Source organism: Microvirga pudoricolor, assembly GCF_016892705.1.
GTDB lineage: Bacteria > Pseudomonadota > Alphaproteobacteria > Rhizobiales > Beijerinckiaceae > Microvirga > Microvirga pudoricolor.
This window is the reverse complement of sequence record NZ_JAFEMB010000001.1, coordinates 1524545-1550504: the sequence shown is the minus strand read 5'-3', so window position 1 is coordinate 1550504 and position 25960 is coordinate 1524545. Positions and strand designations below refer to the sequence as shown.

General features: G+C 65.1%; 25 protein-coding genes and 3 tRNA genes. 16 read left to right on the top strand and 12 right to left on the bottom strand.

Annotated features, from left to right (window positions below):
• Positions 1 to 40: 40 nt before the first annotated feature.
• Positions 41 to 2626: an ABC transporter permease gene (locus ILT42_RS07145; protein WP_204214743.1), complete on the bottom strand. Its 2586-nt coding sequence runs from the start codon at positions 2624 to 2626 to the stop codon at positions 41 to 43.
• 9 nt (positions 2627 to 2635) lie between these two features.
• Positions 2636 to 3325 carry an ABC transporter ATP-binding protein gene (locus ILT42_RS07140; protein ID WP_204214742.1) on the bottom strand — a complete coding sequence of 230 codons (690 nt, stop codon included), beginning with the start codon at positions 3323 to 3325 and terminating at the stop codon, positions 2636 to 2638.
• A gap of 77 nt (positions 3326 to 3402) precedes the next feature.
• Between ILT42_RS07140 and ILT42_RS07135 the strand changes: the two genes are divergently transcribed.
• Positions 3403 to 4062: an arylesterase gene (locus ILT42_RS07135; protein ID WP_229428358.1), complete on the top strand. Its 660-nt coding sequence runs from the start codon at positions 3403 to 3405 to the stop codon at positions 4060 to 4062.
• A gap of 64 nt (positions 4063 to 4126) precedes the next feature.
• Positions 4127 to 5170, top strand: a complete 1044-nt coding sequence (locus ILT42_RS07130) for an aldo/keto reductase (RefSeq protein WP_204214740.1) — start codon at positions 4127 to 4129, stop codon at positions 5168 to 5170.
• Positions 5171 to 5222: 52 nt separating this feature from the next.
• Here the strand turns inward: ILT42_RS07130 and acs are convergent, their stop codons facing one another.
• The 4 genes from acs to tsaD all read right to left on the bottom strand — a co-directional run bounded on the left by acs (position 5223) and on the right by tsaD (position 9907).
• On the bottom strand, positions 5223 to 7175 hold the full coding sequence (gene acs, locus ILT42_RS07125) for an acetate--CoA ligase (RefSeq protein ID WP_204214739.1): 1953 nt from the start codon (positions 7173 to 7175) through the stop codon (positions 5223 to 5225).
• A gap of 269 nt (positions 7176 to 7444) precedes the next feature.
• Positions 7445 to 7858 (bottom strand): EVE domain-containing protein, encoded by a 414-nt coding sequence (locus tag ILT42_RS07120; RefSeq protein WP_204214738.1) that lies wholly within the window; start codon positions 7856 to 7858, stop codon positions 7445 to 7447.
• Between the two features lie 7 nt (positions 7859 to 7865).
• Positions 7866 to 8855: an NAD(P)H-dependent glycerol-3-phosphate dehydrogenase gene (locus tag ILT42_RS07115; RefSeq protein ID WP_204214737.1), complete on the bottom strand. Its 990-nt coding sequence runs from the start codon at positions 8853 to 8855 to the stop codon at positions 7866 to 7868.
• A complete protein-coding gene (tsaD, locus tag ILT42_RS07110) occupies positions 8852 to 9907 on the bottom strand; it encodes a tRNA (adenosine(37)-N6)-threonylcarbamoyltransferase complex transferase subunit TsaD (protein WP_204214736.1) in 1056 nt (351 codons plus the stop codon). Before tsaD ends, ILT42_RS07115 begins: the two co-directional genes overlap by 4 nt.
• A gap of 139 nt (positions 9908 to 10046) precedes the next feature.
• Here tsaD and hemC point away from each other — a divergent pair, with 139 nt between their 5' ends.
• From hemC to ILT42_RS07070, 8 genes are all read left to right on the top strand, one after another.
• Positions 10047 to 10973, top strand: a complete 927-nt coding sequence (gene hemC, locus ILT42_RS07105) for a hydroxymethylbilane synthase (RefSeq protein WP_204214735.1) — start codon at positions 10047 to 10049, stop codon at positions 10971 to 10973.
• Positions 10973 to 11677 (top strand): uroporphyrinogen-III synthase, encoded by a 705-nt coding sequence (locus ILT42_RS07100; RefSeq protein ID WP_204214734.1) that lies wholly within the window; start codon positions 10973 to 10975, stop codon positions 11675 to 11677. Before hemC ends, ILT42_RS07100 begins: the two co-directional genes overlap by 1 nt.
• A 79-nt stretch (positions 11678 to 11756) precedes the next feature.
• Complete coding sequence (locus ILT42_RS07095) at positions 11757 to 13547, top strand: COG4223 family protein (protein WP_204214733.1); 1791 nt, start codon at positions 11757 to 11759, stop codon at positions 13545 to 13547.
• A gap of 18 nt (positions 13548 to 13565) precedes the next feature.
• Entirely contained in the window at positions 13566 to 15311 is a 1746-nt protein-coding gene (locus tag ILT42_RS07090) for a heme biosynthesis protein HemY (protein WP_204214732.1), read from the top strand.
• Positions 15312 to 15449: 138 nt separating this feature from the next.
• A tRNA-Thr gene (locus tag ILT42_RS07085) sits at positions 15450 to 15525 on the top strand.
• Between the two features lie 105 nt (positions 15526 to 15630).
• Positions 15631 to 15706 (top strand) — tRNA-Ala (locus ILT42_RS07080).
• A gap of 14 nt (positions 15707 to 15720) precedes the next feature.
• Positions 15721 to 15795: transfer RNA gene (locus ILT42_RS07075), tRNA-Gly, on the top strand.
• Between the two features lie 422 nt (positions 15796 to 16217).
• Positions 16218 to 16643 (top strand): DUF6894 family protein, encoded by a 426-nt coding sequence (locus tag ILT42_RS07070; RefSeq protein WP_204214731.1) that lies wholly within the window; start codon positions 16218 to 16220, stop codon positions 16641 to 16643.
• Between the two features lie 204 nt (positions 16644 to 16847).
• On the opposite strand, the gene ILT42_RS07065 is transcribed toward ILT42_RS07070, so the two are convergent.
• Entirely contained in the window at positions 16848 to 18023 is a 1176-nt protein-coding gene (locus ILT42_RS07065) for a GAF domain-containing sensor histidine kinase (protein ID WP_204214730.1), read from the bottom strand.
• A gap of 1221 nt (positions 18024 to 19244) precedes the next feature.
• Between ILT42_RS07065 and ILT42_RS07060 the strand changes: the two genes are divergently transcribed.
• Positions 19245 to 20714, top strand: coding sequence for a PAS domain S-box protein (locus ILT42_RS07060; protein WP_204214729.1), 1470 nt, complete (start codon positions 19245 to 19247; stop codon positions 20712 to 20714).
• 268 nt (positions 20715 to 20982) lie between these two features.
• Positions 20983 to 21738, top strand: a complete 756-nt coding sequence (locus ILT42_RS07055; RefSeq protein WP_204214728.1) for an SDR family oxidoreductase — start codon at positions 20983 to 20985, stop codon at positions 21736 to 21738.
• Positions 21739 to 22019: 281 nt separating this feature from the next.
• Here the strand turns inward: ILT42_RS07055 and ILT42_RS07050 are convergent, their stop codons facing one another.
• A complete protein-coding gene (locus ILT42_RS07050) occupies positions 22020 to 22583 on the bottom strand; it encodes a hypothetical protein (RefSeq protein WP_204214727.1) in 564 nt (187 codons plus the stop codon).
• Positions 22584 to 22753: 170 nt separating this feature from the next.
• Here ILT42_RS07050 and ILT42_RS07045 point away from each other — a divergent pair, with 170 nt between their 5' ends.
• The gene (locus ILT42_RS07045) at positions 22754 to 23158 is read left to right on the top strand and encodes a VOC family protein (protein ID WP_204214726.1); all 405 of its coding nucleotides are present in this window, start codon (positions 22754 to 22756) and stop codon (positions 23156 to 23158) included.
• A 17-nt stretch (positions 23159 to 23175) separates the two neighbouring features.
• On the opposite strand, the gene ILT42_RS07040 is transcribed toward ILT42_RS07045, so the two are convergent.
• The 4 genes from ILT42_RS07040 to ILT42_RS07025 form a co-directional block, all read right to left on the bottom strand.
• A complete protein-coding gene (locus ILT42_RS07040; protein WP_204214725.1) occupies positions 23176 to 23505 on the bottom strand; it encodes a hypothetical protein in 330 nt (109 codons plus the stop codon).
• A gap of 66 nt (positions 23506 to 23571) precedes the next feature.
• Positions 23572 to 24027 carry a BLUF domain-containing protein gene (locus tag ILT42_RS07035; protein ID WP_204214724.1) on the bottom strand — a complete coding sequence of 152 codons (456 nt, stop codon included), beginning with the start codon at positions 24025 to 24027 and terminating at the stop codon, positions 23572 to 23574.
• Positions 24028 to 24087: 60 nt separating this feature from the next.
• Entirely contained in the window at positions 24088 to 24306 is a 219-nt protein-coding gene (locus tag ILT42_RS07030) for a hypothetical protein (RefSeq protein ID WP_204214723.1), read from the bottom strand.
• Positions 24303 to 24461: an ATP-binding protein gene (locus ILT42_RS07025; protein ID WP_204214722.1), complete on the bottom strand. Its 159-nt coding sequence runs from the start codon at positions 24459 to 24461 to the stop codon at positions 24303 to 24305. Before ILT42_RS07025 ends, ILT42_RS07030 begins: the two co-directional genes overlap by 4 nt.
• On the opposite strand from ILT42_RS07025, the gene ILT42_RS07020 reads away from it, so the two are divergent.
• Genes ILT42_RS07020 through ILT42_RS07010 form a run of 3 tightly spaced genes read left to right on the top strand, consistent with a single transcriptional unit; the run spans position 24460 to position 25825 of the window.
• Entirely contained in the window at positions 24460 to 25386 is a 927-nt protein-coding gene (locus tag ILT42_RS07020) for a DUF927 domain-containing protein (protein ID WP_204214721.1), read from the top strand. The genes ILT42_RS07025 and ILT42_RS07020 overlap by 2 nt on opposite strands.
• Positions 25383 to 25547: a hypothetical protein gene (locus ILT42_RS07015; RefSeq protein WP_204214720.1), complete on the top strand. Its 165-nt coding sequence runs from the start codon at positions 25383 to 25385 to the stop codon at positions 25545 to 25547. The genes ILT42_RS07020 and ILT42_RS07015 overlap by 4 nt, the downstream gene beginning before the upstream one ends.
• A gap of 11 nt (positions 25548 to 25558) precedes the next feature.
• The gene (locus tag ILT42_RS07010; protein ID WP_204214719.1) at positions 25559 to 25825 is read left to right on the top strand and encodes a hypothetical protein; all 267 of its coding nucleotides are present in this window, start codon (positions 25559 to 25561) and stop codon (positions 25823 to 25825) included.
• Positions 25826 to 25960 lie beyond the last annotated feature (135 nt).

Here is a 25960-nt window from a genome sequence, read left to right as displayed (position 1 = left end):
CCGAAAAACGCCCCGACTGCACTTTCCGGCGGGCGCGGCCTCAAAGACTTCTCAAGTACTGCGCGGGCTTTTGACTGAGGATCCGCCACGTTCCGGCCAGCCCTAAGCCTACTGTCACCAGGACCGCCAGCCCCGAGGCCAGAAGAGCGCCCGAGAGATCGAGGCGGAAATCGAGGTTCATCACGTCGGTCAGGATGAAATAGGCCGCGACCGACCCCGCCAGGAGGCCGAAGAGCGCGGTGGCCAGGCCCAGGAACCCGTATTCGAGCGCATAGGCCCCGAGCAGCTTGGCCCGCGTGGCCCCCAGCGTCTTCAGCACCACGGCGTCGTAGAGCCGGGCCCGCTGGCCCGCCGCGAGCGCGCCCGCCAGCACCAGAAGGCTCGCGATCAGCGCGATGGAGCTGGCGCCGCGGATCGCCATCACGAGCTGGGAGACCACGTCGTTGACGGCCTCCAGCGCATCCTTCACGCGCACGCTGGTCACGTTCGGGTAGGTGAGCGCCGACTGGCGCAGGATCCGGGCCTCGGCGGCCGGGTCCGGGCCGCCCGGCAGGGACAGGGTCGCCAGATGTGTGTGGGGCGCGCCCGCGAAGCTGTTGGGTGAGAACACCATCACGAAATTGATGCCCATGGACCGCCATTCCACCTCGCGCAGGTTGGCGATGGTGGCCGTGATGTTGCGGCCGAGCACGTTCACGGTGATGTCGTCGCCTACCTTGAGGCCGAGACCGTTCGCGAGCCTGCGGTCGAAGGACACGAGGGGGCGGCCCCGGTAGTCGGCGGGCCACCAGGACCCCTCCACGAGCTTCGAGCCCGCAGGCGGCGTCGCCGCGTAGGTAATGCCCCGGTCGCCGTCGAGCACCCAGGCGGCCTCCTGGTCGGCGCGGATCTGGGCCACGGGCACGCCCTTCAGGGAGACCAGGCGTCCGCGCATCATCGGCACCCGCTCGATCTGCGAGCCCGGCGCCTGGTCGGTCAGGAATTTTTCGAACGTGTCGGCCTGGGCGTTGGGAATGTCGAGGAAGAAGAAGCTCGGGGCCCGTTCCGGCAGCGTCTGCTGGAGCTGGCGGCTGAGATTGGTGTCGATGAGCGCGAGGGTCACCAAGAGCGTGATGCCGAGGCCGAGCGACAGGGTGAGCGACGGGGTCAGCGCGCCGGGCCGGAAGATGTTGGCGAGGGCCAGGCGCGGCGCGGTGCTCTTCGGGCGCGGCGTCCTCTTGGCCAGGGCCATGATGCCCGTCGCCACGAGGCGCAGAAGCCCGAAGGACAGGGCGGAGGCCGCCACGAACATGAGGGCGATCTTGCGGTCGTAGGCCGCGATCAGCGCCAGTCCCACGAGGGCCACGGCGGAGATCGCCAGGGCCGCGACGTAGCGCTTGCGCGGCCAGCGCCGCTCGGGATCGACCTGGTCGCGAAAGAGGCCGGAGACCGGTACGTCATGCGCCCGGCCCAGCGGCGAGATGGCAAAGACGAGCGCGGTCAGGAGGCCGTAGAGCAACGCGATGCCGAGCTCGCTCCAGGCCAGCGTCGGCTGGATGGGGATCGGCAGGAGATGGCCGAACAGACCCGTGACCACGAAAGGCAGGGCGGCCCCGAAGGCGAGCCCGATGGCGACGCCCGCGAGCGCGATGATCATCACCTGCAGCAGGTAGAGCTGCACCACCTGCCCGCCGGGCGCGCCCAGGCTTTTCAGGGTCGCGATGGAGGCGCGCTTGCGGTCCACGAAGCCCCGGACCGCGTTGGCGACGCCGACCCCGCCCACCAGCAGGGCGGTGAGACCGACGAGCGTCAGGAACTGGGTGAAGCGTTCGATGTTGCGGGCAAAGCGCGGGTCCGCGTTGGCCCGGGTGCGGATGTCCCATCCGGCCTCCGGCAGGGCCGTCTTGGCCTCGGCCTCGATCCGCTCGAGCGTCGCGTCGTCGGAGGGGCCGGACAGGATCACCCGGTAGGTCCAGCGCACGATGCTGCCGGGCTGGATCAGCCCCGTGGCCCTCAGGGCCTCCTGCGAGACCAGGAGGCGGGGTCCGAAGCCGATGCCGCTGGCGATCTTGTCGGGCTCGGACACGAGGCTTGCCCGGATCTGGAGGGGGGCCCCGCCCACGGTGATCCGGTCGCCGACCTTGAGGTCGAGCCGGGCGAGCAGCGCCGGATCCGCCACGGCCCCGAACGCGCCCTCGCGCTCGGCCAGGAGATCGGCGGGCGCGAGCTGCGGGTCGGTGTCCAGGGTCCCGATGGCGGGATATTGCCCGTCCACGGCCTTCAGCTCCACGAGGCCGGAGCCCTTCTCGCCCGCCACCGCCATGGCCCGTAGGGTGGTGACCGACGCGACCTGTCCCCTCCCGGTCAGGAAGGCCAGTTCCGGCGGCGCGATCTCGCGCTGGGTCAGCGAGAACGCCATGTCGGCGCCCAAGATGCGCCGCCCCTCGCGGGTGATGCCCTCCGTGAGCGAGCGCGACAGGGAGCCCACGCTGGCGATGGCGGCGACGCCCAGCGCGATGCAGGCGAGAAAGATGCCGAAACCGCGAAGCCCGCCGCGCATCTCGCGCAGGGCCAGTCGCAGGATCAGCGGCAGGGACGAATGAGGCCGGGGCTGGCGACCGGCGGGCGGGGTGATGGTGCCGTGCATGGAAAGGCCTCAGACCCGCGCCGCCGCGTCGGTGTCGATCAGTCCCGAGCGCAGGCGCACCGTGCGGTCGCACAGGCGGGCGAGGTTCAGGTCGTGGGTCACGAGCACCAGGGTGGCGCCCCGGTCGCGCTTGAGGGCGAAGAGCAGGTCCACGATGGACTGGCCGGTTGTCTCGTCGAGGTTGCCGGTCGGCTCGTCCGCCACCAGGATCGCCGGGTTGGGCACGATGGCGCGGGCAATGGCCACGCGCTGCTGCTCGCCGCCGGAGAGCTGGGCCGGGTAATGGTGGAGCCGGTGGCTGAGGCCCACGGCCGTGAGCTCGGCCTCGGCCCGCTCGAAGGCCTCGTCCTCGCCCGCGAGTTCCAGGGGAAGGGCCACGTTCTCGATCGCCGTCATGGTGGGAACGAGGTGGAAGGACTGGAACACGATGCCGATGCGCCGCCCGCGGAACCGCGCCAGGCCATCCTCGTCGAGGCCCGCCAGATCGGTGCCGTCCACGATGATCTTGCCGGAATCCGGCCGTTCCAGGCCCGCCATGGTCATGAGCAGGGTTGACTTGCCGGAACCGGACGGTCCGACGAGCCCGACCGCCTCGCCCTTCGGAATGTCGAGGGAGACGCCTTTCAGGATGTGCACCCGCGCGGCCCCGCGTCCGAGACTCAAATCGACATCGTGCAGCGCAATGGCCTTGTCCTGCATAAACCTGAACCCGATCTTGGAAGGATGATCCCCGCCGGAAGCCCCGGCCCGTTCGACCTCATATGGGAAACATATCGATGAAGCGCCATTCCGGCCCATTCATGACGATCATTTTTGCGTGTGCGTCCATGATGGCCGCTTTTGCATTCACCCCCCAGGCTTTGGCCCAGAGCCGACCGATCCGCCTCGTGGCCCTCGGCGACAGCCTGACGGCGGGCTACAACCTGCCGGCCGAGGCCGCCTTTCCGGCGGTTCTCGAAAAAGCCTTGCGGGCCAAGGGCCATAACGTGGAGATCGTCAATGCGGGCGTGTCGGGCGATACCTCCACGGGCGGGCTCGACCGGCTCGACTGGTCCGTGCCGGACGGCACCGACGGCGTGATCGTGGAGCTCGGCGCCAACGACATGCTGCGCGGTCTCGACCCGGCCATTCCCCGCAAGGCCATCGGCGAGATCGTGACCGGCCTGAAGGCCCGGGGCATTCCGGTGATGCTCGCGGGCATGTACGCCACCCGCAATCTCGGGCCCGATTACGTGCAGAAATTCGACAGCCTCTATCCCGATATTGCAAAGCAGCACGGCCTCGTGCTCTATCCCTTCTTCCTGGACGGGATCGCCGGGGACCGGAATCTCAATCTGCCCGACGGCCTCCATCCCACGGCCAAGGGCGTCGAGGTGATCGTCGAGCGCATCCTGCCCAGCGTGGAGACATTTCTCGCGACCCTTCCCAAGCGCTGACATCCGCCGGCGCCCTTTCCCGATTTATGACCGCGATGGTCCGTCCGTCGCGAGGAGCCTTGCCATGAAGTACCGTCCTCTCGGCCGCACGGGCCTCGACGTGAGCCTGATCTGCCTCGGCACCATGACGTGGGGTCAGCAGAACACGGAGGAGGAGGGCCACGCCCAGATGGACTACGCCGTCGACCAGGGGGTCACCTTCTTCGACACGGCCGAACTCTATTCGATCCCGCCCAAGCCCGACACCCAGGGCTCCACGGAGCGGATCATCGGCTCCTGGTTCAAGGCGCGGCGGAACCGCGACAAGATCGTCCTGGCCACCAAGATCGTGGGGCGCTCGACCAATACCTGGTTCCGGGACGACGGCTCGCCGGCCGAACTCTCCCGCGTCCAGATCGAAGAGGCAGTGAACAAGAGCCTCAAGCGCCTCGGTACCGATTACATCGACCTCTACCAGATCCACTGGCCCGACCGCCCCATGACCTGGGGCTCCAACTCGACCGTCTACAAGCACCTGGAAGGGGATTCGCACCCCATCGCCGAAACCCTGGATATCATGGGCGGCCTCGTGAAGGCCGGGAAGATCCGCCATCTCGGCCTCTCCAACGAGAGCGCCTGGGGCACCATGACGTTCCTGAAGGAGGCCGAAGGGACGGACCGGCCCCGTGTCCAGTCCGTGCAGAACGCCTACAACCTGCTCAACCGCACCTACGAGGTTGGGCTTGCCGAGGTGAGCGTGCGCGAGGATGTGGGCCTACTCGCCTATTCGCCCCTGGCGCAAGGCTATCTCGTGGGCAAGTACCTCGACGGCGCGCGCCCGGCCGGCGCCCGCACCACCCTGTTCGACCGGGGCCAGCGCTACGAGACGCCCGGCGCCGAGCCGGCGATCCGCAAGTATGTGGCGCTCGCCCGCGAATTCGGGCTCGACCCGGCCCAGATGGCGCTGGCCTTCGTGAACTCGCGCCGTTTCGTGCACGCCAACATCATCGGGGCGACCACGATGGAGCAGCTCAAGACCGACATCGCGTCGGTGGACGTGGAGATCACGCCGGAGCTGGAGGCCAGGATCGACGCGATCCACCTCGAGCACTGCAACCCGTGCCCGTAGGCTGAAACAGCTCATCCCGGACGGCTGCGCCGTCCGGGATGATGCTTGAGCCCTATGCCGCCTGCGTGCGCTTGTTCTGGCGGTTGGTCACCAGATCGTCCACCACCGCCGGATCGGCCAGCGTCGAGGTGTCGCCGAGATTGCCGGACTCGTCCTCGGCGATCTTGCGCAGGATGCGGCGCATGATCTTGCCCGAGCGGGTCTTGGGCAGGCCCGGCGCGAACTGGATCAAGTCCGGCGACGCGATGGGGCCGATCTCCTTTCGCACCCAGCCGACCAGTTCCTTGCGCAACTCCTCGGAGGGCTCCTCGCCCGCCATCAGGGTCACGTAGGCGTAGATGCCCTGGCCCTTGATGTCGTGCGGATAGCCCACGACGGCGGCCTCCGACACCTTCGGGTGCGCCACGAGGGCGGATTCGACCTCCGCCGTGCCCATGCGGTGGCCCGACACGTTGATGACGTCGTCGACGCGGCCGGTGATCCAGTAATAGCCGTCGGCGTCGCGGCGGCAGCCGTCGCCGGTGAAGTACTTGCCCGGATAGGTCGAGAAGTACGTTTGCACGAAGCGCTCGTGGTCGCCGTAGACCGTGCGCATCTGGCCGGGCCAGGAATCCGCGATCACGAGATTACCCTCCGTCGCACCCTCCAAGACCTTTCCGTCCGCGTCGACCACCTGCGGCTTCACGCCGAAGAAGGGCCGCGTGGCCGAGCCGGGCTTGAGCTTCGTGGCGCCCGGCAGCGGCGTGATCAGGATGCCGCCGGTCTCGGTCTGCCACCAGGTATCCACGATGGGGCAGCGCCCATCGCCCACCACGCGATAGTACCACTCCCAGGCTTCCGGATTGATGGGTTCGCCGACCGAGCCCAGAAGCCGCAGGGATTGGCGCGAGGTCTTCTTCACCGGCTCCTCGCCCGCCTGCATCAGGGAGCGGATCGCGGTCGGGGCAGTGTAGAGGATCGAGACCTTGTGCTTGTCCACCACCTCCCAGAAGCGGGAGATCGACGGATAGGTGGGCACGCCCTCGAACATCAGCGTGGTGGCGCCATTCGCCAGCGGCCCGTAGAGCAGGTAGGAGTGTCCCGTCACCCAGCCCACATCGGCGGTGCACCAGTAGACGTCGCCGTCATGATAATCGAACACGTATTGGTGCGTCATCGCGGTATAGACCAGATAGCCGCCCGTGGTGTGGAGCACGCCCTTGGGCTTCCCGGTCGAGCCAGAGGTGTAGAGGATGAACAGCGGATCCTCCGCGTTCATCTCCTCGGCGGGGCAGTCGTCGGTCACGAAGGCCGCGGCCTCGTCGTAATAGACGTCGCGGCCCGGCTCCATATTCACGGCGGCGCCGGTGTGACGCACCACCAGCACGTGGTCGACGCCGCCGACCCGGTCGATGGCCGCATCCACGTTCACTTTCAGCGCCACCTTGCGGCCGCCCCGCAGGCCCTCGTCGGCCGTGATGACGAATTTCGACTGCGCGTCCTCGATGCGGCCCGCGAGCGAGTCCGGCGAGAAGCCGCCGAACACCACGGAATGCACCGCGCCGACGCGGGCGCAGGCCAACATGGCGTAGGCCGCTTCCGGGATCATCGGCATGTAGATCGTGACCCGGTCGCCCTTCTCGACGCCCCGGTTGCGCATGACATTGGCCATGCGGCACACCTCCGCGTGAAGCTCCCGGTAGGTGATATGCTTCGACTGGGACGGGTCGTCGCCCTCCCAGATGATGGCGGTCTGGTCGCCCCGGGTAGCGAGGTGCCGGTCGGTGCAGTTGTAGGACACGTTGGTGGTGCCGTCCTCGAACCAGCGGATCGACACGTCGCCGGGGCCGAAACTCGTGTTCTTGATCCGGGTCGGCTCCTGGAACCAGTGGATGCGCTTGGCTTCTTCAGCCCAGAAGGCGTCCGGATCGGCGACGGAGGCCTGGTATTTCGCCTGATAGGCGGCATCGTCCAGATAGGCGCGACGGGTCCATTCGGACGGCACATCGTAAATCTTGTCGGTCATGGCGCTTCTCCCAGACGGATGGAACTAGGTGGCATTAGGTTTACGGAAAGAGCGTGGCGGCGGGCAAGGTTGAGGGGGCTCGCACTTTGGTTAAACCTCCGCCTCATCGAACCCCCCACCTCATCCAGCTCGACCTCATCCTGAGGAGGCCGTCAGGCCGTCTCGAAGGAGGGCACCAGCAGAGTGCTTCCGGTGCAGACTGGACCATCCTTCGAGACGAACTGCTCCGCAGTTCCCTCAGGATGAGGCTTCGGGCGTGATTTTCGGCCCTACAGCCCGCCCATGCGGCACACGATGGCCCACTCCTCATCCGTCACGGGCTGCACGGACAGGCGCGAATTGTTGACGAGGATCATGCTCTCAAGCCCCGGCTCGGCCTTGATGGCCTCCAGCGTCACGGGCCTCGGCAGCGCCTTGACGGCCTTGATGTCCACCATGCCGAACCTGCCCGACTCGTCGGTGTGGTCCGGGTAGTATTCGCGGATCACCTCCACGATGCCCACCACGGCCTTGCCCTCGTTGGAATGGTAGAAGAAGCCCTGCTCGCCCGTCTTCATGGCCATGAGGTTCTGCTTGGCCACGTGGTTGCGGACCCCGTTCCAGAACGTGCCCTGGGGGCCTGCTTCAGCCTGCCGGTCCCAGGACCAGACGGAGGGTTCGGACTTGTAGAGCCAATGGGCCATGAAGGTCTCACTGTTCGGAGCGGAGGGGACGGTTCATGAGGGCGTCGACGGCCTGGTCGAGGGTGAGGTGCCCGTCGAGCACGCCTTCGACCGCTTCGGACACCGGCATCTCGATTCCCTTGGCGCGGGCGCGGGCGACGAGCGCCGAGGCGGTGGCGGCCCCCTCGGCGAGCTTGCCGCCGGAGGCCTCGGCCACGGTGGCGCCTCTCCCTAAGCGGAGCCCGAAGGAAAAGTTGCGGGATTGGGCCGTGGAGCAGGTGAGCACCAGATCCCCTAAGCCCGACAGGCCCATGAGGGTTTCGGCCTGAGCCCCGTAGGCGCGGGCAAAGCGCAGGAGTTCGGCGAAGCCCCGCGCGATCAGCGCCGCCTTGGCGCTCTCGCCCAGCCCTTTGCCGATCACGGCCCCGCACGCGATGGCGAGCACGTTCTTGGCCGCGCCGCCGATCTCGACGCCGCGCAGGTCGGTGCGGTGATAGACCCGGAAGGTGGGGCCGGAGAGCGCCGCCGCCATGGCGCCCGCCAGCGCCTCGCCCTCGCAGGCCAGGGTCACGGCGGTGGGCAGGCCCCGGGCGACATCGTCCGCGAAGCTCGGGCCGGACAGGACCGCCACCGGAGCGCCGGGCCGCACCTCTCGCACCACGTCGCTCAGGAAATGGCCGGAGGCGCGCTCGATGCCCTTGGCGCAGATCGTGAGCGGCACGGCCTCGGGCAGCACCCCCGCGAGGGCCCCGGCCACCTCCCGGGTGGTCTGGGCCGGGGTGACCAGGAGCACCATGCCGGCCTCCCGCAGGGCGGCCAGATCCGAGACGGGCCGGATGCGCTCGTGCAACGCGATGCCCGGCAGGAAGCGGTCGTTGGCGCGCGTGGCAGCGATCGCGCTGGCCTGGGCCGGGTCGCGGGTCCACAGGATCACGTCGCGACCGCCCGCCGCCGCCGCGTTGGCGAGCGCGGTGCCCCAGGCGCCGGCGCCGGCGATGCCGACGGCGTCTCGGCTCACGCCTTGGCTCCCGCCTCGTCGCGGCTCGAATCGAGGGGCCAGCGGGCGCGAGCCGGGGCCGTGATGTCGTCGACGAGGCCGAGCCGCAGGCGCTCCAGGCCGGCCCAGGCGATCATGGCGCCGTTGTCGCCGCAGAGCGACAGGGGCGGGGCCACCATCTTCAGGCCGGTTTCGACCGCCAGCCGCTGCAGGGCGCCGCGCAGGGCCTGGTTGGCCGCGACGCCTCCCGCCACAACGAGGGCCGAGGGGTGCCCGGCGATGTCCCGGAAGCCGCGAAGCGCCACGCGGGTGCGGTCCACCACCACGTCCACCACGGCGGCCTGGAAGCCCGCGCAGAGATCCGCCACGTCGCTCGCCGTCAGGGGCGCGATGCGCTCCGCCTCCAGCCGCACGGCGGTCTTGAGGCCGGAGAGCGAAAAGTTCGGTTCCGCGCGGCCCAGCATGGGGCGCGGCAGGTTGAAGCGCTCCGGGTTCCCCTTGAGGGCCTCGCGCTCCACCTGCGGGCCGCCCGGATAGCCCAGGCCCAGGAACTTGGCCACCTTGTCGAAGGCCTCGCCGATGGCGTCGTCGATGGTGGTGCCGATGCGCGTATAGTCGCCCACGCCCTTCACGGCCACGAGCTGGGTATGGCCGCCCGACGCCAGCAGCAGCAGGTACGGGAACGGGATGCCGTCGGTGAGGCGGGCCGTGAGCGCGTGGGCTTCCAGATGGTTCACGGCCATCAGGGGTTTGCGGGTCACCAGCGACAGGGCCTTGGCGGTGGTGAGCCCGATCATGACGCCGCCGATGAGGCCGGGCCCGGCGGCCGCCGCGATGCCGTCGAGGTCGCCCACGGTGCAGTTCGCGTTCTTGAGGGCGCGGGCGACGAGCCGGTCGATCACCTCCACGTGGGCGCGGGCCGCGATCTCCGGCACCACGCCCCCATAGGCGGCATGCTCGGCGATCTGGCTCAGGACCTCGTTGGACAGGATCTCGCCGCGCCCGTCGAAGCCGATGCCCACCACGGAGGCGGCGGTTTCGTCGCAGGTCGTCTCAATGCCGAGAATGCGCATGGGGGATCCGAGGGGTTCTGGGAGGCGGGCGAAAGAGTTCCGGTTTCGGGCTTCACGGCCCAGGTCTCCTCCCCCTATAGTCCGCCGCGCCGCACAAGATCAAACGCGATCACGCGAACAAGGACGACGAATCTCGAGAATGGCCGAACGAGCGAACCTGGTGATTGGAACCCGAGGCAGCCCCCTGGCGCTGGCCCAAGCCCACGAGACGCAGGCCCGCCTGTCGGTGGCCCATGGCTGGCCCGTGGAGGGCCTGCCGCTGAGCGTCATCAAGACCACGGGCGACGCCATCCAGGACCGGCCGCTCTCGGAGGCGGGCGGCAAGGGGCTGTTCACCAAGGAACTCGACATTGCGCTGCTCGACGGCTCCATCGACCTCGCGGTGCATTCGGCCAAGGACCTGCCCACGCACCTGCCGGACGGCATCGTCATCGCGGGCTACCTGCCCCGGGAGGACGTGCGGGACGCCTTCATCTGCCTCCAGGCCGGATCCTTGCGCGAGCTCAAGCCCGGCGCCGTGGTGGGCTCCGCCTCCCTGCGGCGCCAGGCCCAGATCCGCCGCCTGCGGCCGGACCTCAGGGTCACGCTCCTGCGCGGCAACGTGCAGACGCGCCTCGGCAAGCTGGAGCACGGCGCCGTGGACGCCACCCTGCTCGCCATGGCGGGCCTGCGGCGCCTGGGCATGACCGACCACGCCACCGAGGTACTGGACACGAACGATTTCCTGCCCGCCGTGGGGCAGGGCGCGATCGCGGTCGCGATCCGGGCGGGCGATCCGCGGGTGGGGGACGCCGTGGCCCCCATTCTCGACATGGAGACCGGCCATGCCCTCGCGGCCGAGCGCGCCTTCCTGGCGGTGCTCGACGGCTCCTGCCGGACGCCCATCGCGGGCCATGCGCGGGTGACCGGGGACACCATCGAGATGCGCGGGCAGGTGCTGCGGCCGGACGGCTCGGAGAGCCTGGAGGTCGCGCGGCGCGGCCCGGTCACGGAGGCGGAGCGCCTTGGCCGGGAGGCCGGGCAGGACCTGCGCGCCCGCATGCCCGACGGTTTCCTGAAGGCCTGATGCGGGTTCTGGTCACACGGGCGCCCGAGGCCGCCGCCCGCACGGCGGCGCGGCTCGCGCAGCAGGGACACGAGGCCGTTCTGGCCCCGGTTCTCACCGTCGTGCCCACGGGCGAGAGACCGCCCGAGGGGCCGTTCGACGCCTGTCTCCTCACGAGCGCCCACGCGGTTCCGGCGCTCGCGGCGGAGGCGGCTGGCGGTCCGGTCTTCGCCGTCGGGTCCCGCACGGCCGCCGCCGCCCGGGCGGCGGGCCTCGGACCGGTCCACGAGGCGGAGGGCGATGCCCGGTCCCTCACGGGCCTCGTGCGGGGCAGCCTCCCGGCGCCGGCGCGCCTGCTCCATGCCACGGGACGCCATCGCAAGCCCGAACCGGAGGCTGCCCTGCGGGCTCTCGGCTACGGGATCGTGATCTGGGAAACCTACGACGCGCAGCCCGTCGCGCGCCTGCCGGACAACGCCATCGCGGCCCTGCGCACTGGCAATGTCGGCGCGGCGCTCCATTATTCGAGACGGAGCGCGGATCTGTTTCGTCAGCTGGTGGAGGAAGCGGGCCTGGCCGCAGGGGCCCGGGACCTCTCTCATCTCTGCCTCTCGGCGGATGTGGCCCGGCCGCTCGCGGCGGCGGGGTTTCGCACCGCCGTGGCGGCGGGACCGAACGAGGATGCGCTCCTGGCCCTGCTCGGCGGAGACGGGGCGCCGCCGTGACCGCCTGCCTTGCTTTCGGCCATGCCCGGAACGAAATGCTGCGCTTAAGCTTGCCTTATTTGCATCTCATGAGTGACCCGTGACTGATTCATCCGACCCCACAGCCCCGAAGTCCTCCCGCAAGAAACATGCGCGGCAGCCCGCCACCATCGACGTGAAGCCCACGGTCGTGGACGACGGCAAGCGGCCGGCGGGCACGGCCCCGCCCGCCGAGCGCGCGACGCCGTCCGCGGGGAACACGCCGCCCGCCCCGGTGCCGCCCTCGGCCGACACCCTCGCGGGAACGGATTCGGTCACGCTGCCCGGCGCGGCGTCCTCCGATGGCCTCGAGGCCGCCGACGCGACCCGGCGCGACCCCCTCTCGGACGATGTCCCCGGCGAGACCCTGACCGGCAGCGGCGCCGCGTCCGACAAGACCCTTATCGATACCACCCTCGCCGGCGCGACCTCCGCCGACGCGGTCCCGTCCGACACGACCCTCTCGGACACGACCCTGGCCGACACCACCCTGTCGGAGAACACGACCCTCGACGGGTCATCCGGTCCGGCCTCGGTCGATGCCGCCACGGGCGTGGATTCGATCGCGTCCGACACATCCTTCGGAACGGTTCCGCCGGCCGGGCCGACGGCCGAGGCTCCGCAATCCGGCGGCCGGTTCGGCCAACTCGTGGCGGCCGGCCTCGTGGGCGGCCTCCTCGGCGGCGGCATCGTGCTCGGCGTGCAGGCCCTGGTGCCTTTCGCCCACGAGGATCGGCGCATCGACGCGCTGGAGCAGCGCATCAGCGGCCTGCCGGCGGACGGGTCCGGGGCCCTCGCCGGGCGGGTCACGGCCCTGGAGCGCGGTCGCATGGAACAGCGGGACCTGCTCCGGGAGCTGCGAACCGGCTTGACGGAGGCCCAGACAACCCTGCAGGAGGTTCGCAACCGCCCCGCCCCGTCCGACGCGGCCCCCCAGGACAGCCAGGCCCTCACCGACCTGACCACCCGCCTCGCGGCCCTGGAAAGCGGGCTTCAGGGCAGCGCGCAGGCAGCCCGGGAGGCTTCCCAAACCGCCTCGCAAGCCGCCTCCCAGGCCGCGTCCCAAGCCCTCGATGCCGCCCAGGCCGTCGACCGGAAGCTCACCGAGCAGTCGGGACAGCTCGCCGGGCGCCTGGAGGCGCAAGGCCAGCAGATCGGCGCCCTCGACCAGCGCCTGAACCAGCAATTCTCTCAGTGGGACGGGCGCCTCAGCGGCTTCGACCAGCGCCTGGGCCAGCAGGACGCGCGAATCGGCGGGTTCGAGCAGCGCATCGGCCAGCAGGACGGGCGCCTGGCCGACCTCGCCCGCCAGGCGCAGGAGGGGGCATCCAACGCCACCCGGGCGGGCGTGGCCGTGACGCTGTCCGAGCGCCTGGGCGACGCCCTGCGGTCGGGCACCCCCTACGGCGATCTCCTGGAGGCGCTGCGCAAGGTGGGAACCGACGGGTCGCGGCTGGCCCCGCTGGAACCCTTCGCGACCACGGGCGCGCCCACGGCCGCCAAGCTCGCCGAGGGCTTCAAGCCCGTGGGCGAGACGATCATCCGCGATTCGCGGAGCGGCGCCGAGGGCTGGAACGACCGGCTCCTGCGCATGGTCGACCGGGTCGTGACCGTGCGTCCGGTGGATCAGCCCGGCGACACGGGCGCGCCTAGCATCGTGGCCCGGATCGGCGAGGCCCTGGAGCGCGGCGACGTGAAGGCCGCCCTGGCGGCCTGGGAGACCCTGCCCGAGCCCGCGCGCCGCCTCTCGGAGGATTGGGCCCGGGGGGCTCGCGCCCGGGTCGCGGCCGACAACGCCGCCGACGCCATCGCGTCCGATGCCCTCGCGGCTCTCAACCGTACGGTCCAGTAAGGAAGGATCTGCCCAGCTATGTGGCGCGCACTCGTTTTCATCGGCCTTCTTTGCGTCGCGGCGTTCGGAGCGGTCTGGCTGGCTGACCGGCCCGGCACGGTCCTGGTCACCTTCGGGGGCTACGAGGTCCAGACCTCCGTGTCCGTGGCCGCCATCGCGCTCATCGGCGTGGCCATCGCGCTCGCGCTCCTGTGGGCGGTGGTGTCCGGCCTGCTGAACCTGCCGTCCCGCCTCACCTTCGCGTCCCGGGCACGGCGGCGCTCGCGGGGTTATCAGGCCGTGTCGCGGGGCATGGTGGCCGTGGGGGCGGGCGACCCGGTCTCGGCCCGGCGCTACGCCAACGAGGCCCAGCGCCTGCTGGGCTCGGAGCCCCTGACCCTGCTGCTGCGGGCCCAGGCCGCCCAGATTTCCGGCAACCGCCAGGCCGCCGAGGACGCCTTCACCCAGATGATGGAGGAAGACGAAACCCGGGTGCTGGGCCTGCGGGGCCTCTTCGTCGAGGCGCGCCGCCGGGGCGACGCCATCGCGGCCCGCGAATATGCCGGCGAGGCGGCCCGCCTCGCGCCCGCCGCCGCCTGGGCCGGCGAGGCGGTGCTGGAGGCCCTGTGCGCCGAACGCGACTGGCGCGGGGCCCTCTCGGCCGTGGAGCGCCGGGCCTCCCTCGGCCTCCTCGACAAGCCCACGGCCAAGCGCCACCGGGCCGTGCTGCTCGCCGCCGATGCCCTCGACCGGGTGGAGCGCGACCGGGCCGGCGCCCTCGCGAGCGCGCAGGACGCCGTCAAGCTCGCCCCCGGCCTCGTGCCGGCAGCGGGGCTGGCGGGCAAGCTCCTGTCCGACCGGGGCGACCTGCGCCGGGCCGCGAAGATCCTGGAGGCGGCCTGGCGATCCCAGCCCCATCCGGAGCTCGCCGAGGTCTACGTGAACCTGCGGCCGGGCGATTCCGCCCTGGACCGCCTAAAGCGGGCCGAGACCCTGCTCCGGCTCTCGGACGGCCCCGAGGGGCGTCTCGCGGTCGCCCGCTCGGCCCTCGAGGCGCGGGAGTTCGGCCGGGCCCGGTCGGTCCTGGAGCCGCTGCTGGCCGAGCGCCCGTCCATGCGGGTGTGCCTGCTGATGTCCGACCTGGAACAGGCGGAGCACGGCGCCACCGGCCGGGGCCGCGAGTGGCTCGCCCGGGCGACTCGCGCGCCCCGCGATCCGGCCTGGATCGCCGACGGCATTGTGTCCGACCAATGGGCGCCGATCTCGCCCGTGACGGGCCGCATCGACGCCTTCGCGTGGGAGGCCCCGCCCGACGTGCTCGTGGCGCCGGAACTCGCCATGAGCGACGATGTGACGGCGGATCTCGACGACGAGCCCCGCTCCCTGCCGGTGATTGTCGCGGAGCAGGATGCGGTGCCCCCGAAGGGGCGAGTGGAGCCCGTCGCGCCGCCGCCGCTTTCGCCGGACGCTCCCGTCGTCCAGGCCTCGCCGCCTCGGGATGCGACCGCCCAAGGTCTGAACGCGCCGAGCCCGGTCACTCAAGGATCGCTCACGTCCATCCCCCCCACCCCGGAGGCCTACGACGCCCGCCAGGACATCGTCCGCGATGCCATGGCCGAGCCGGTCGAGGTGGCGGCCGAGGGCCCGCCGGCGGCGGGCGAATCGATCCCGTCCGACCCGGGGGGCAGGCCGTCCGGTCGGCCCGACGCGGTGGTCTTTCCGCTGGGCCAGCCCGACGATCCGGGACCCGACAAGCGGCCGGCCGACCGCAGCCGCTTCTGGTAGCGGCGCGGGCTCCGGCCAGGGGCCGGCGGGGCGCTTTCGCGGAAGTCCCGCGGGACCTTGCGATCCGTGCCGATCTGCCCTTGCCAAGCGCCGGGGCAGAGGGTATGAGGTCGCCCTCTTCGATCGAAGGATCGTGACGCCGCAATAGCTCAGCTGGTAGAGCACCTCATTCGTAATGAGGGGGTCGGGGGTTCGAATCCCTCTTGCGGCACCATCCCTTTCCCTTGTTTTGCAAGGGTTTGAGATACGATTAGATCTGAGTCGGAGAACTATCGTAAGTTCCGGTGACCACCGGGTGACCACGGTAGATGAAATTGATGGGGCCATAGCTCAGCTGGGAGAGCGCTTGCATGGCATGCAAGAGGTCGGCGGTTCGATCCCGCCTGGCTCCACCAATTCCAAACGGAGCGCGGGTGTAGCTCAGGGGTAGAGCACAACCTTGCCAAGGTTGGGGTCGAGGGTTCGAATCCCTTCGCCCGCTCCAGTTTTTTGGATGATGTAGCCTAGTGGTAGAGCCCCCCTGGTAAGGGGAGGTCGAGAATTCTATCCTCTCTGTCAGAACCATCGCCAAACTGAAAGCCGAGGATCCGAAAGAATCTGTTTTGGAAGGCGCCTCTGGCCCGTTGCTGGGGCAGGATGGACACTTAGGTAGAATCCCAGCTCAAGAAGTATGTCGAGTCTCGATGGTCAGCCTAATGCTGGCGAAACAGATAGGAGGATCGTCACGGCAACTCATTGCCCGCGTGAGGAGGCCGCAATGAGCATGCGTCTGCCCCAAGCCCAATCGAGGATACAGCTCAGCAGTTGCTTCCATTAAAATCTATACCCTGACGAGAATTACTTGTGCATCCAGCTTCTAGAAAGGGATATGTCCTCCATATCATAACGCCCTTGAGGAGCATGCTCATGCCACGTTTCTACTTTGATGTTCGTGAGAGCACACGCTTCGTCCCTGACCGGGAAGGGATCGACTTTCATACCCTCGATCAAGCCGAACATGAGGCCGCCAGACGCGCCGCAGAGATTGGGCGCGACCGTCTGCCTAAAAGCGACGCCCGTGAAGTTGTCATCGACGTAAGAGATCAAAACCATCAGCGCGTGCTGGTGATCAAAATTTCGATGGAGGTTCGTCGATTGCCCCTTGAGCCGACGCCGAGCAAACCGAGCGAGTACCGCGACAGAGCCCGCAGTGTTCGCGAGGTGGCAAAATGGGTTTCAAGCGAAGCGGATCGCATCGACCTTTTAAACAGAGCAACGTTTTTGGAGGATCAGGCTAGCATCGAAGAGCAAAAACTGGTCGATCAAGAGCCACCCAAGCCGCACAGCGTCTAGTATGCAATCAGCCAATGCCTCATGAGCCACCGCGGCCTCGAGTCGTTCTCGGCATAAGATCCAGTCTCGTTTGTTAGATGAATTTGGTGAACTTGGAAAATCGAGTCGTTCTGGGACAATGCGAACGCGCTCCTGTCTTAATCCTCAGTATCTGGCAGTAGGTCGTGTCCATACATTGAAGGGACTGAGGCTGGGGATAATCCCTTAAATAAGCGGCATACGAAAGGTGAAGCGCGTTTCGCATGAAGTTGAGACAGCCTTAAGCGACCCGCTGTGAGACTTTGCAATTTCGTTCGATATGTAAAGGCCCAGACCCAATCCCTGCTGACCGGGCCGAGCCGCTACCCTGAAAAACGGTTGAAACAGCCGCTCAATCATAGCCGGCGGAATGGGTTGCCCTTTGTTAATAACTGACATCTCGAAGATCCGACCCTGAGTGGATGCTTCAACCCGGATTACTTCATCGGTGGCTCCGTGGGTCAGAGCATTCCCAACAAGGTTTGATAAAAGCTGAGCAATGCGAGCCCGGTCGCAACTGACGGGCTTGGTTACGGCAAATTCTGTTGCGATCAAACGGTCGGGCCAAGCGGCTCTCAACTCATCGACAACCTGTTCCAAGACAGAGCCGAGTTGTACCTGTGCCGTGCGCTCTAGCGACAGGCCACCACCCAAGCGGCCTCTTGCCAGATCGAGAACATTGTCAATCAACTCAGACATACGCCCAACGCTGCTTTGTATCAAACTGACAAAGGTGGCACCTTTTGCAGTGATGGGTTCCTTGTTCAACATCCGCGCGCTGGCATCAATCGAAGCTAGAGGATTGCGCAGGTCGTGGCCCAGCACAGCCAAGAACTGCTCTCGCAACTCCGAAGTCTTTCTCTCGTCCAGAAGATCGGCTTCGCTTGCAGCTAAGCGGTCGCTGGCATTGAGATGAAACCCAATGAGTTCAGCAAACAGTTTGAACATACCAATCGTCTCGGGGTTCTTCAGTCGCGCCGGACGAGGGTCAATGGCGCACAGTGTCCCAAAAAATGTCCCGTCCGCGAGCATGATCGGCATGGAGATGTAACTCTGAAACCCATATAAGGCTGGTGTATGATGGCTACTATACTTCTCGTCTTCAGCGACATGGTCAATTATGACCGCGTCGAGCGTCTGTCGGATTTCGTTGCAGATGGTCGTCTCAACTTTGAGTTCACCACCTGGCTGAATGCCAAACTGAATATTGTCCTGCACAGCGCAAGCGGTCCAGCGGTCTTCAGTGACCTTGGCGATGGCCGAGAAGCCCATTCCGGTGGTTCGGCAAACAACTTCGAGAATCAGAGGGACAGCCTGAATGCCTCGCACCGTCGCAACATGCACTTCAACATTTTCCGTCATTGTCAGGTCACCCTTCGCGGATGCCAGTCTTAACAGCTAAGTGCTTAGAAGCCGAGGGAATAGCGCCAGCACAACATGTGCTGTGGTCAAGCATCACGTGTGACCTTTTATCGAGACGATAGCTGAGTTCGCTGCAGGGTTTGTGTCGAGACAAATGTAGGTAAGTGACCAGGCCTATGCGGTCGTGGGGCCAGTTTTGCTCTCAGATTCAGTTTTGTTAGAGGGCCAAAGCTTTACACCTTTTCGCCAAAGCTCGATTGCGCGATGACTTGATACCTTGACCGCTTCTGCAACAGCGGCTTCATCGGTTGAGCTTTGAAAGGACCAAATATCCAGGCAGCGTCCGTCAGGCCCAAGGAACAGAACGCGATAAGTGTTGCCGGTGCCGTCGCCCAAGGGCATGCCGCTTCCTCGAAGCCTCGAAAGCTTTCGAGCGCGGTCTTGCGCCAAAAAGGGAAACGGCCGACCAAGGAACCGCTGGTATGAAGATAACTGTTGCTGGCCGAAAGGTTCCATGACGCGCTACTTTGTTCAGTGCCTACACTGACACTCCTCTCTATCCAGGCTCACCCCACTTAAATCGCTCGACAGTAGGTGAGGGCTGCCGAGACTTTCGACTGCATCCTGCAGCCAAATCTCTTTCCACAAGCCGACAATGGACAAGCCGGTCTTATAGATGTCTCGGTGTGATCTCGCCTTCGGGCCTAGTCCTGTGGCACAAGGGTTCGCCTCGATCATTATAAGGTGTGGCCGGATCGAGGAACGTGACAAGCTCTGGGGCGATCCGCGCAAGCCGCTTCCTCAACCGCAAAGACCTGGCGACGGGCCACCAATCTCTACGCTCAATATTGAAATGATACAGCGGCGACCTGACCGATGCTCTGTCCAATCACCAAACCAGAACCAGTGTATTCAATGGTTTAGTTTTAAATTCTCAGTTTGAAGTCGTCTCGCCCACCTTCCCTACAATTCAATACTGTGATTTAAAACCTAACGGTAATGAGAGAAGTAGTATACGATAAGCAGGAATATTGAATTTCTGTTCTATCACCATTGAATAATACTCTCTGATTGTTGTCTGGCGTTGAGTGGCAATGGTTCTAAGCTAGACAGGGTAACAGCGTGATGAGAGCGCTGCCGATAAGACTCTTGCTACGTACTTATCCTAAGTCATAGATTACTCCTCTGCATGTTAACTTAGGGCCTGGCGAGAGAGTGATCATGCCTGAGGACCAATCAAGACAGATCCCGCTTAGGCCGAACTCAGAACCGCGCAAACAGAGCGAAGTGGCCGAGGCTCAGCACCAGAGCGAGGAGCAGCATCGGCTCATCCTAGAGGGCGCCTTGGATTACGCCATCTTCACCATCGATCAGCAAGGGCAGATCCGGACCTGGTCGCCAGGCGCCGAGGCCGTGTTCGGATGGAGCGCCAAGGAGGCTGTCGGCCAAAAATTCGCGATGACGTTCACGCCAGAGGACCGAGCTGAAGGCGTGCCGGAGAAGGAGTTGGCTGAGGCCGAGAAGACCGGGCAGGCCCCTGATGTGCGCTGGCACCTTCGTAAAGATGGCAGCCGTGCCTTTCTCGATGGGTGGACACGGCTTCTGCGGCGTATCGGAACCGAACCGCCGACCTTTCTCAAAGTCGGTCAAGATATGACTGATCGTCGGGAGGCCGAAGCTCGTCTGCGGGAAAGCGAGGAGCGGCTTCGGCAATTTGCGACTCACTCGACCCACCTCCTGTGGACGCTCGACCTGAAAACGCGGGCCGTCACCCAATTGGGAGCAAACCCAGATCCACGACGGAGCCCTTTCATCAAGGCGCCAGCGACCCAGGACGAGTGGTTGGACGCTATTCATCCCGAGGACCGCGAGCGGATCCAAAAGTCCATTGACGAAGTCAGTTTGGGCGAGGTTCGGTCGGAAGAGTATCGCATCATTCGGCCGAACCACCAGATCCGATGGCTGCGCGATACCTTCTTTCCCATTCTCGATGAGCAGGGTCGGGTGCGGCAACTCGGCGGCATTCTGCAGGACGTCACCAAGGTCTCCGGATCCTTAGTCTATGTCATTGGCAACGAGACCTCATCGGATGACCTCGCGGAGATCCTGCGTGATGCAGGCTACAATGTGCGCGGGTTTGCTTCCAGTGACAGCTTCCTGGAGGCGGCGGCCGTCCTAGCCCCAGGCTGTGTTGTATGTGACATCCGTCTCGCAGGTTCGAGTGGCCTGACGATCCCACACGAGATCAAGTCCCAGCGAAGAGATCTGCCGGTCATTGTCGTGGGGGAGATGGAACGTGATCCCATGATAGGTGTCAAAGCCATGAAAGCGGGTGCCGCCGACTTCGTGACTGTCCCCTATGAGGCCAAGGACATTCTCCTGGCAGTGGCGAGCGTAGCTGGTCAGATGAGGGATGCGGATGCGAAGGATCAGGAGGAAGAGATGGCGAAGGCTCAAGTTCGGGCCTTGCCCGAGCGCGAGCTTGCGGTGCTCAAAGGCCTGCTCGCAGGGGGCACCAACAAGAGCATTGGTCAGGAGCTGAACCTAAGTCCACGGACAGTGGAGATCTACCGGTCAAGGGTGATGCATCGGCTTAACGTCAACAGCCTGCCCGAACTGGTGCTGGTCGCCGCCAAGGGCGGATTGAGCGCTACTGCGAGCAAGGCCAGGAGTGACGGATGGGAGGATTGAACGTGACTGCTGCCGGCTTCCTCAAGAGACGTATCTACCCACCCCAATCGACGTCAGCATGAAGCTAAAAAGCCCCGCCCGGGGTAGATCCGGGCGAGGCCTCTTCAGGCTTGATACGCAACACAGCCTGCTGCGCTTCTAGCAGCCGATGATGAACAGAAGGTTCTCCAGGGTCGGCAACGAATTTCAGTTCAACCGCATGAAACGGATCGCTGCCCTCCGTGTGGATCAGTAAATCCAGCCATCCCAAACATTAGGATGGCATTGGATGGAACTGAGCAACAAAACAATCATCGTGACGGGAGCGAGCAGTGGTATTGGAGCTGCTGCCGCTGCCCTGTTTGCCGCAGAGGGAGCGAACGTGGTCTTAGGGGCGCGTCGAGCAAGCGAACTTGAGACACTTGTTGCGCGTATCGGCCAAAGCGGTGGGCGGGCTGTATGCCTTCCCGGAGACGTCAGAGACAAAGGGTATGCCGGCGCTCTCGTTGATCTTGCTCTCAAAGAGTTTGGAGGCCTCGACGGAGCTTTCAACAATGCCGGCATAGTCGGAGAGCTGAGGCCCGTTGCAGAGATGACGTTCGAGGCCTGGAACGAGGTCATCTCAGTCAACCTCACAAGCGCGTTCCTGGCGGCCAAAGCCCAGATCCCGATGATGAAGCAGAGGGGCGGCTCCATCGTGTTTACCTCATCGTTCGTTGGCTTCAGCAATGGCGGCATGCCGGGGATGGGAGCCTATGCGGCATCAAAGGCTGGGATGGTCGGTCTCATGCAGTCGCTTGCGTCCGACCATGCAGCCGAGGGCATTCGAGTCAACGCGGTGCTACCAGGCGGCACCATCACTCCTGCGGGAGGGGAGGGCAATCCATCAGTTCTTGAATTCATTGCGAACCTGCATCCGATGAAGCGGATGGCAGCGGCCGATGAAATTGCTCAAGCGGCCCTGTTTCTTCTCTCCGACCGATCGAGCTTCATGACGGGCAGCCCGATGCTTGTGGATGGGGGCATCTCAGTCCGCCTAGCGTAGACTTTTTACGAAGACCTACAACCTGGTGTAGCTGGCCATGTAAACAGGAGGTCAACATCACCTCTACATCAGGTCAACAGGTCGGACGCAAAAGCCCATATTTCCAAGGGACCCGCTGTTGACCCTAAACAGGCGGACGCAGGTGCTTGCCCTCGACGGGGCCAATCCTCTGGGACGGGATTCCAATGGGTTAGAGCCCGAAATGTTGACTAATGTTGACTTCGAAGGGCGCCAGAATGCGCCGCTGGACGCCAAGTTCAACCCAAAGGACGTATCGAGCCTCAGTCATCCCAGGGGTTCGACACTTTCTTAAACGCCTTTCGCTTCGTGGCCTTCCTCTGTGGGCTGGTCGCAGGTGGGTTGTGATAAGCCTGCATCTTCTCCTTGGCCTGCTCAAGCTCCCGCACGCCACTCAGGATTTGCTTCTTGCCTTGGGAGGCCTGAGCGGTCTGATCCAGTAGCATCGATGCTACCAACTGAAGCCCGCCATCCCGCATCACGCCGACGGCGTCACCGAAGTCAGTTTCGCCCGTTTCTCGCCACCGCACTTCATCCGGGTCGTTATAAGGTCTGTCTGTCCAAGGCCGGTACTCTTTCTGTGCCGCGTCTGGACTGAGCCAAGCCCGCATGTCCTGAAGAGATGGGTAGTGGCCATAGGCCTCGAAATACTGATCGAACGCCTCGATTAGGGCCACGTTCTGGCGCCCGATTTCCATGGAGCCCCCGCCACGGGAGATCCGCATGATGTTGGCGGCGAGCTGCCTGAGGCAGTACTTGACCTCCCGCTCGGCCTCTTTCCTTCGGATGTCGCGTTCGCTGTTCTCGCTGACGACTTCGAGGCCCATAGCTTCCCCCGCGGCGATTGGCTGGGGGATACTGATTCAGGCGAGTCCGGCCCGCAAGACGACAAAAGGGGCTAAAAAGTCGGCGCCTACCGATTTGCAATGCCTCGACTGCCTTCGGATGGGTTACACTGTCCCATGAGGCGGGTGATATCCTCCAGGAGGCGCGGCAGATGCTTGTTCGGGCTGTTCATCATGTTGCTATCGCGACGCAAGACCTAGAGCGGTCCTTGGCCTCTTACAGCGGCATCCTCGGCTTGAAGCCCGCGCCCCGGCCTAGCTTCCCGGTGGACGGCGCTTGGCTTGATATGGGTTCCACTCAGGTTCATCTCGCGGTTCATCCTGAAGCTACCTTCCGAACTAAGGCGAGCATCGACAACAACGACTGTCACTTCGCTCTGCGGGTCGAGAACTTCGATGCCGCGCTCGATCACTTGATTAGACACGGCTATGCTGAGAATGCCCCTGATGGAAGCGGGAGGAAGCTTTTGGTCAAGCGCCATAGTCCCGCAGGCTACCCTCAGGTCTATGTCCTAGACCCGGACGGGCATGTCGTGGAGATCAACGCGAGCAGCTGATAAGAGCCCTGAGCCGACTATGGGCGGCCCTTGGTCATTCCAGCCAATATCAAGCCGCCGAGCCCACCGAGCAGCACCACGGCATCAAGCCAGCCCCGCCGTGAGACCCGTCGCGATACTCTGTAGGCCAGATAGGCTGACCCCAGCAGGCCAGACCCGACGAGGAGGAAGAACAACCACTCCCGCACGACCGTCACGCCGTAATAGAGTCCTGCCACGGCTATAGACAGGATGCCATTGGCCAGAAGGGGCTTGCGCTCGAAGAGGAAGGCCATAAGCCGTGCCAGCATAGGACCTGAGCTGGGCGCGTCCTGCGGTGTCAGCAGGAGCGACAATAGACGTTCCATGGAGTTTGCCCCTTGGTTGTGAGGCGGCCCCTCTCGCTCGCTCTCAGCTTCCTTTTGTCTACCGACCTAGTGGTTGCGTTGTTCTCGAAGAAGAGACATGAGCAGTTTCAGCACATCTTCCGCCTTCTCCCCGTCCGTCCGCTGAAAATCCTCCGGATGGGCCAGAGCAGCCTCATCGTTCGTACGAGCAAAGCCCATGGACCATGTGTCGAAATGGCGGCTCGCAACAGGGCCATGGTGAAGAAGCGTAATATGCCTATGCCGACTGTCGCAGGCGATATGACCGTATAGGTTTTTGACCGCCTCTGGAGGGCCTTCTAACACCTGCGCAAAGCGATGCAGGTCGAACAGCAACGCTCCTGAAATTCCAGCCCGATGATTCCATTCTCGTGACCAAGTCAGAATACGCCTGATCTCCTCCGCGACCTCACGGGGGGAACCCTCAATGGTCATCTGGCTACGGTAGATGAGCCGGTAAACTTGAGGCGTAGCTTTTTGGTCTTCGGGGAAGTGGAGATGCATTAGATGTTCTACGTGATTGAGTTGGGCTGCTGATATCAGGTTAAGAGGATGCAACACAACTCATGCGGCAGTCAGGGTTTCAGTCTGCTCCCAGTCATCGTCGGATCCTGCACACCAGATGTTCTGACTGTCGCCGCCAACGGGGGAGGCAAGGGAGGGTTCTAGATCCCACCCATCCTCTAGGTCCACGTCCCCGTCGAGCTGGTCGAGGATGTCGATGGCCTGTTGGATGAGGCTCTCGGCATAGAACCGCCACTTCTGATATTGCGCCCGGGTCATGCGCGACCCTCCGCTTCGAGGATGTCACGAACTAGGGAAAGACCGAGCTGCTGGCCATCCATGCAGTTCGCAATGTCGCCCACCGCGCCAATGTCAGCCCCGCCTTGGCCCTCGCCATCGCTGAACTGTCGGGCCTGCTGCGGGATGTGCGTCATGGCTGATCTTACCATCATCACCCCGAAGCTCTCGAAGCTCATTCCGATGCTCTCGACGGATCATGACGGCGAGGTCGTTGCCACCGTCCGGGCCATCGATCGCACGCTGAAGGGCGCCGGTCTCGACTTCCACGCCCTCGTGGAAGCTCTTCAGCCTGCAAGCCCTCCCACCTACTCGCCTCCGCCTAGGCCAGAGCCCAAAGCCGAGACGATGACCATGCGGGAAATGGCCTTGTGGTGTCGGGGCAAGGATGCCGGCGACCTGACGGAAAAGGAACGCAAGTTCGTATGGGATATCCTCGATGAGCTGGGTGAGCTTGATGCGAAGGAAGCCGGCGCGACGGCCTACCTGCTGGTGAATGGGCAGGGCAAGGGCAGGGCGACTCGTGACGCTGAGGTGAAGACACGCTCGGAATGGCGCATCATGCTGTTGTCGTCCGGCGAGATCGGCCTGGGCGACAAGATTGCCGAGACCGGCAAGCGGGCCAAGGCTGGGCAGCTCATTCGCCTCGTGGATGTCCCTGCTGATGCCGGGAAGGGGTTAGGCCTCTTCGAAGACACCAAGGGCTTTGCACCTGCAGATTTTTCCAAGGTAGCGAAGACGGCCTCCCAGAATTTTTACGGAGCAGCAGGTCGGCACTTCATTGAAGCTCTGGCGAAGGACGTTGACGCCTCGACCGAGACGGCCCGCACCTGGGTGAGCCGTGTGCAGCAGGATCTTCTCGCAGGGATAGGTGAGACGGGAGGCCAGGCCTACCGTGTGGCGCATAGGTTCGCTCTGATTGCCGTGGCCGGTGAGATGGCCAGAACCGCTTTGGATCTCCCTTGGGTATTCGGCTCTGCATGGACCGGATTGTGCCCGCTCGGAAGGATCGGCCCATTCAATTCGCTATGCCGAAGATGGAGACGGCTGCTGACGCAGTGAAAGCCAGCTCCGCCCTCGTGGATGCGGTCGCCTCAGGCACCATTACTCCGACAGAGGCGGGTGAGCTGTCCAAGCTGGTCGACGGCTTCACCAAGGCGGTGGAGCTTCATGAAATCCAACAACGACTCGACAAACTGGAGGCCGCACAGGGGGCGAAATGAGCAGAGCATCAATGAAACGTGTTGAGCGGTTAGAGGCTGCAAGCGGTGTCCATTCTCTCGGCTATTACCACCTCATCTATGCCAGTGATGCGGCCGACTATCAGGTGCAAAGGTCAGCCCTCATCGCGTCGGGAAAGGCCAAGGCATCGGACTTCATGTTCGATGAGAACGAAGGTCTTCCCGTGGAGCAGCGCCAGGCCGAAGGGCCCCAGACCATTCCATGGTCGATGAGCCATGACGATTGGGTCTTGCAAATGGATGAGGAGCATTCGCGATGAACACTCGAACCTTGCGGCGATTGGAAGCGCTAGAGCAGGCTGCACCCCGCGACGTCGGGAGCTGGCATCGGATCATCCTTCGGGACGGCGAGGACGGTGACGCTCGTATGGCCGACATCGTGGCATCCGGTGAGG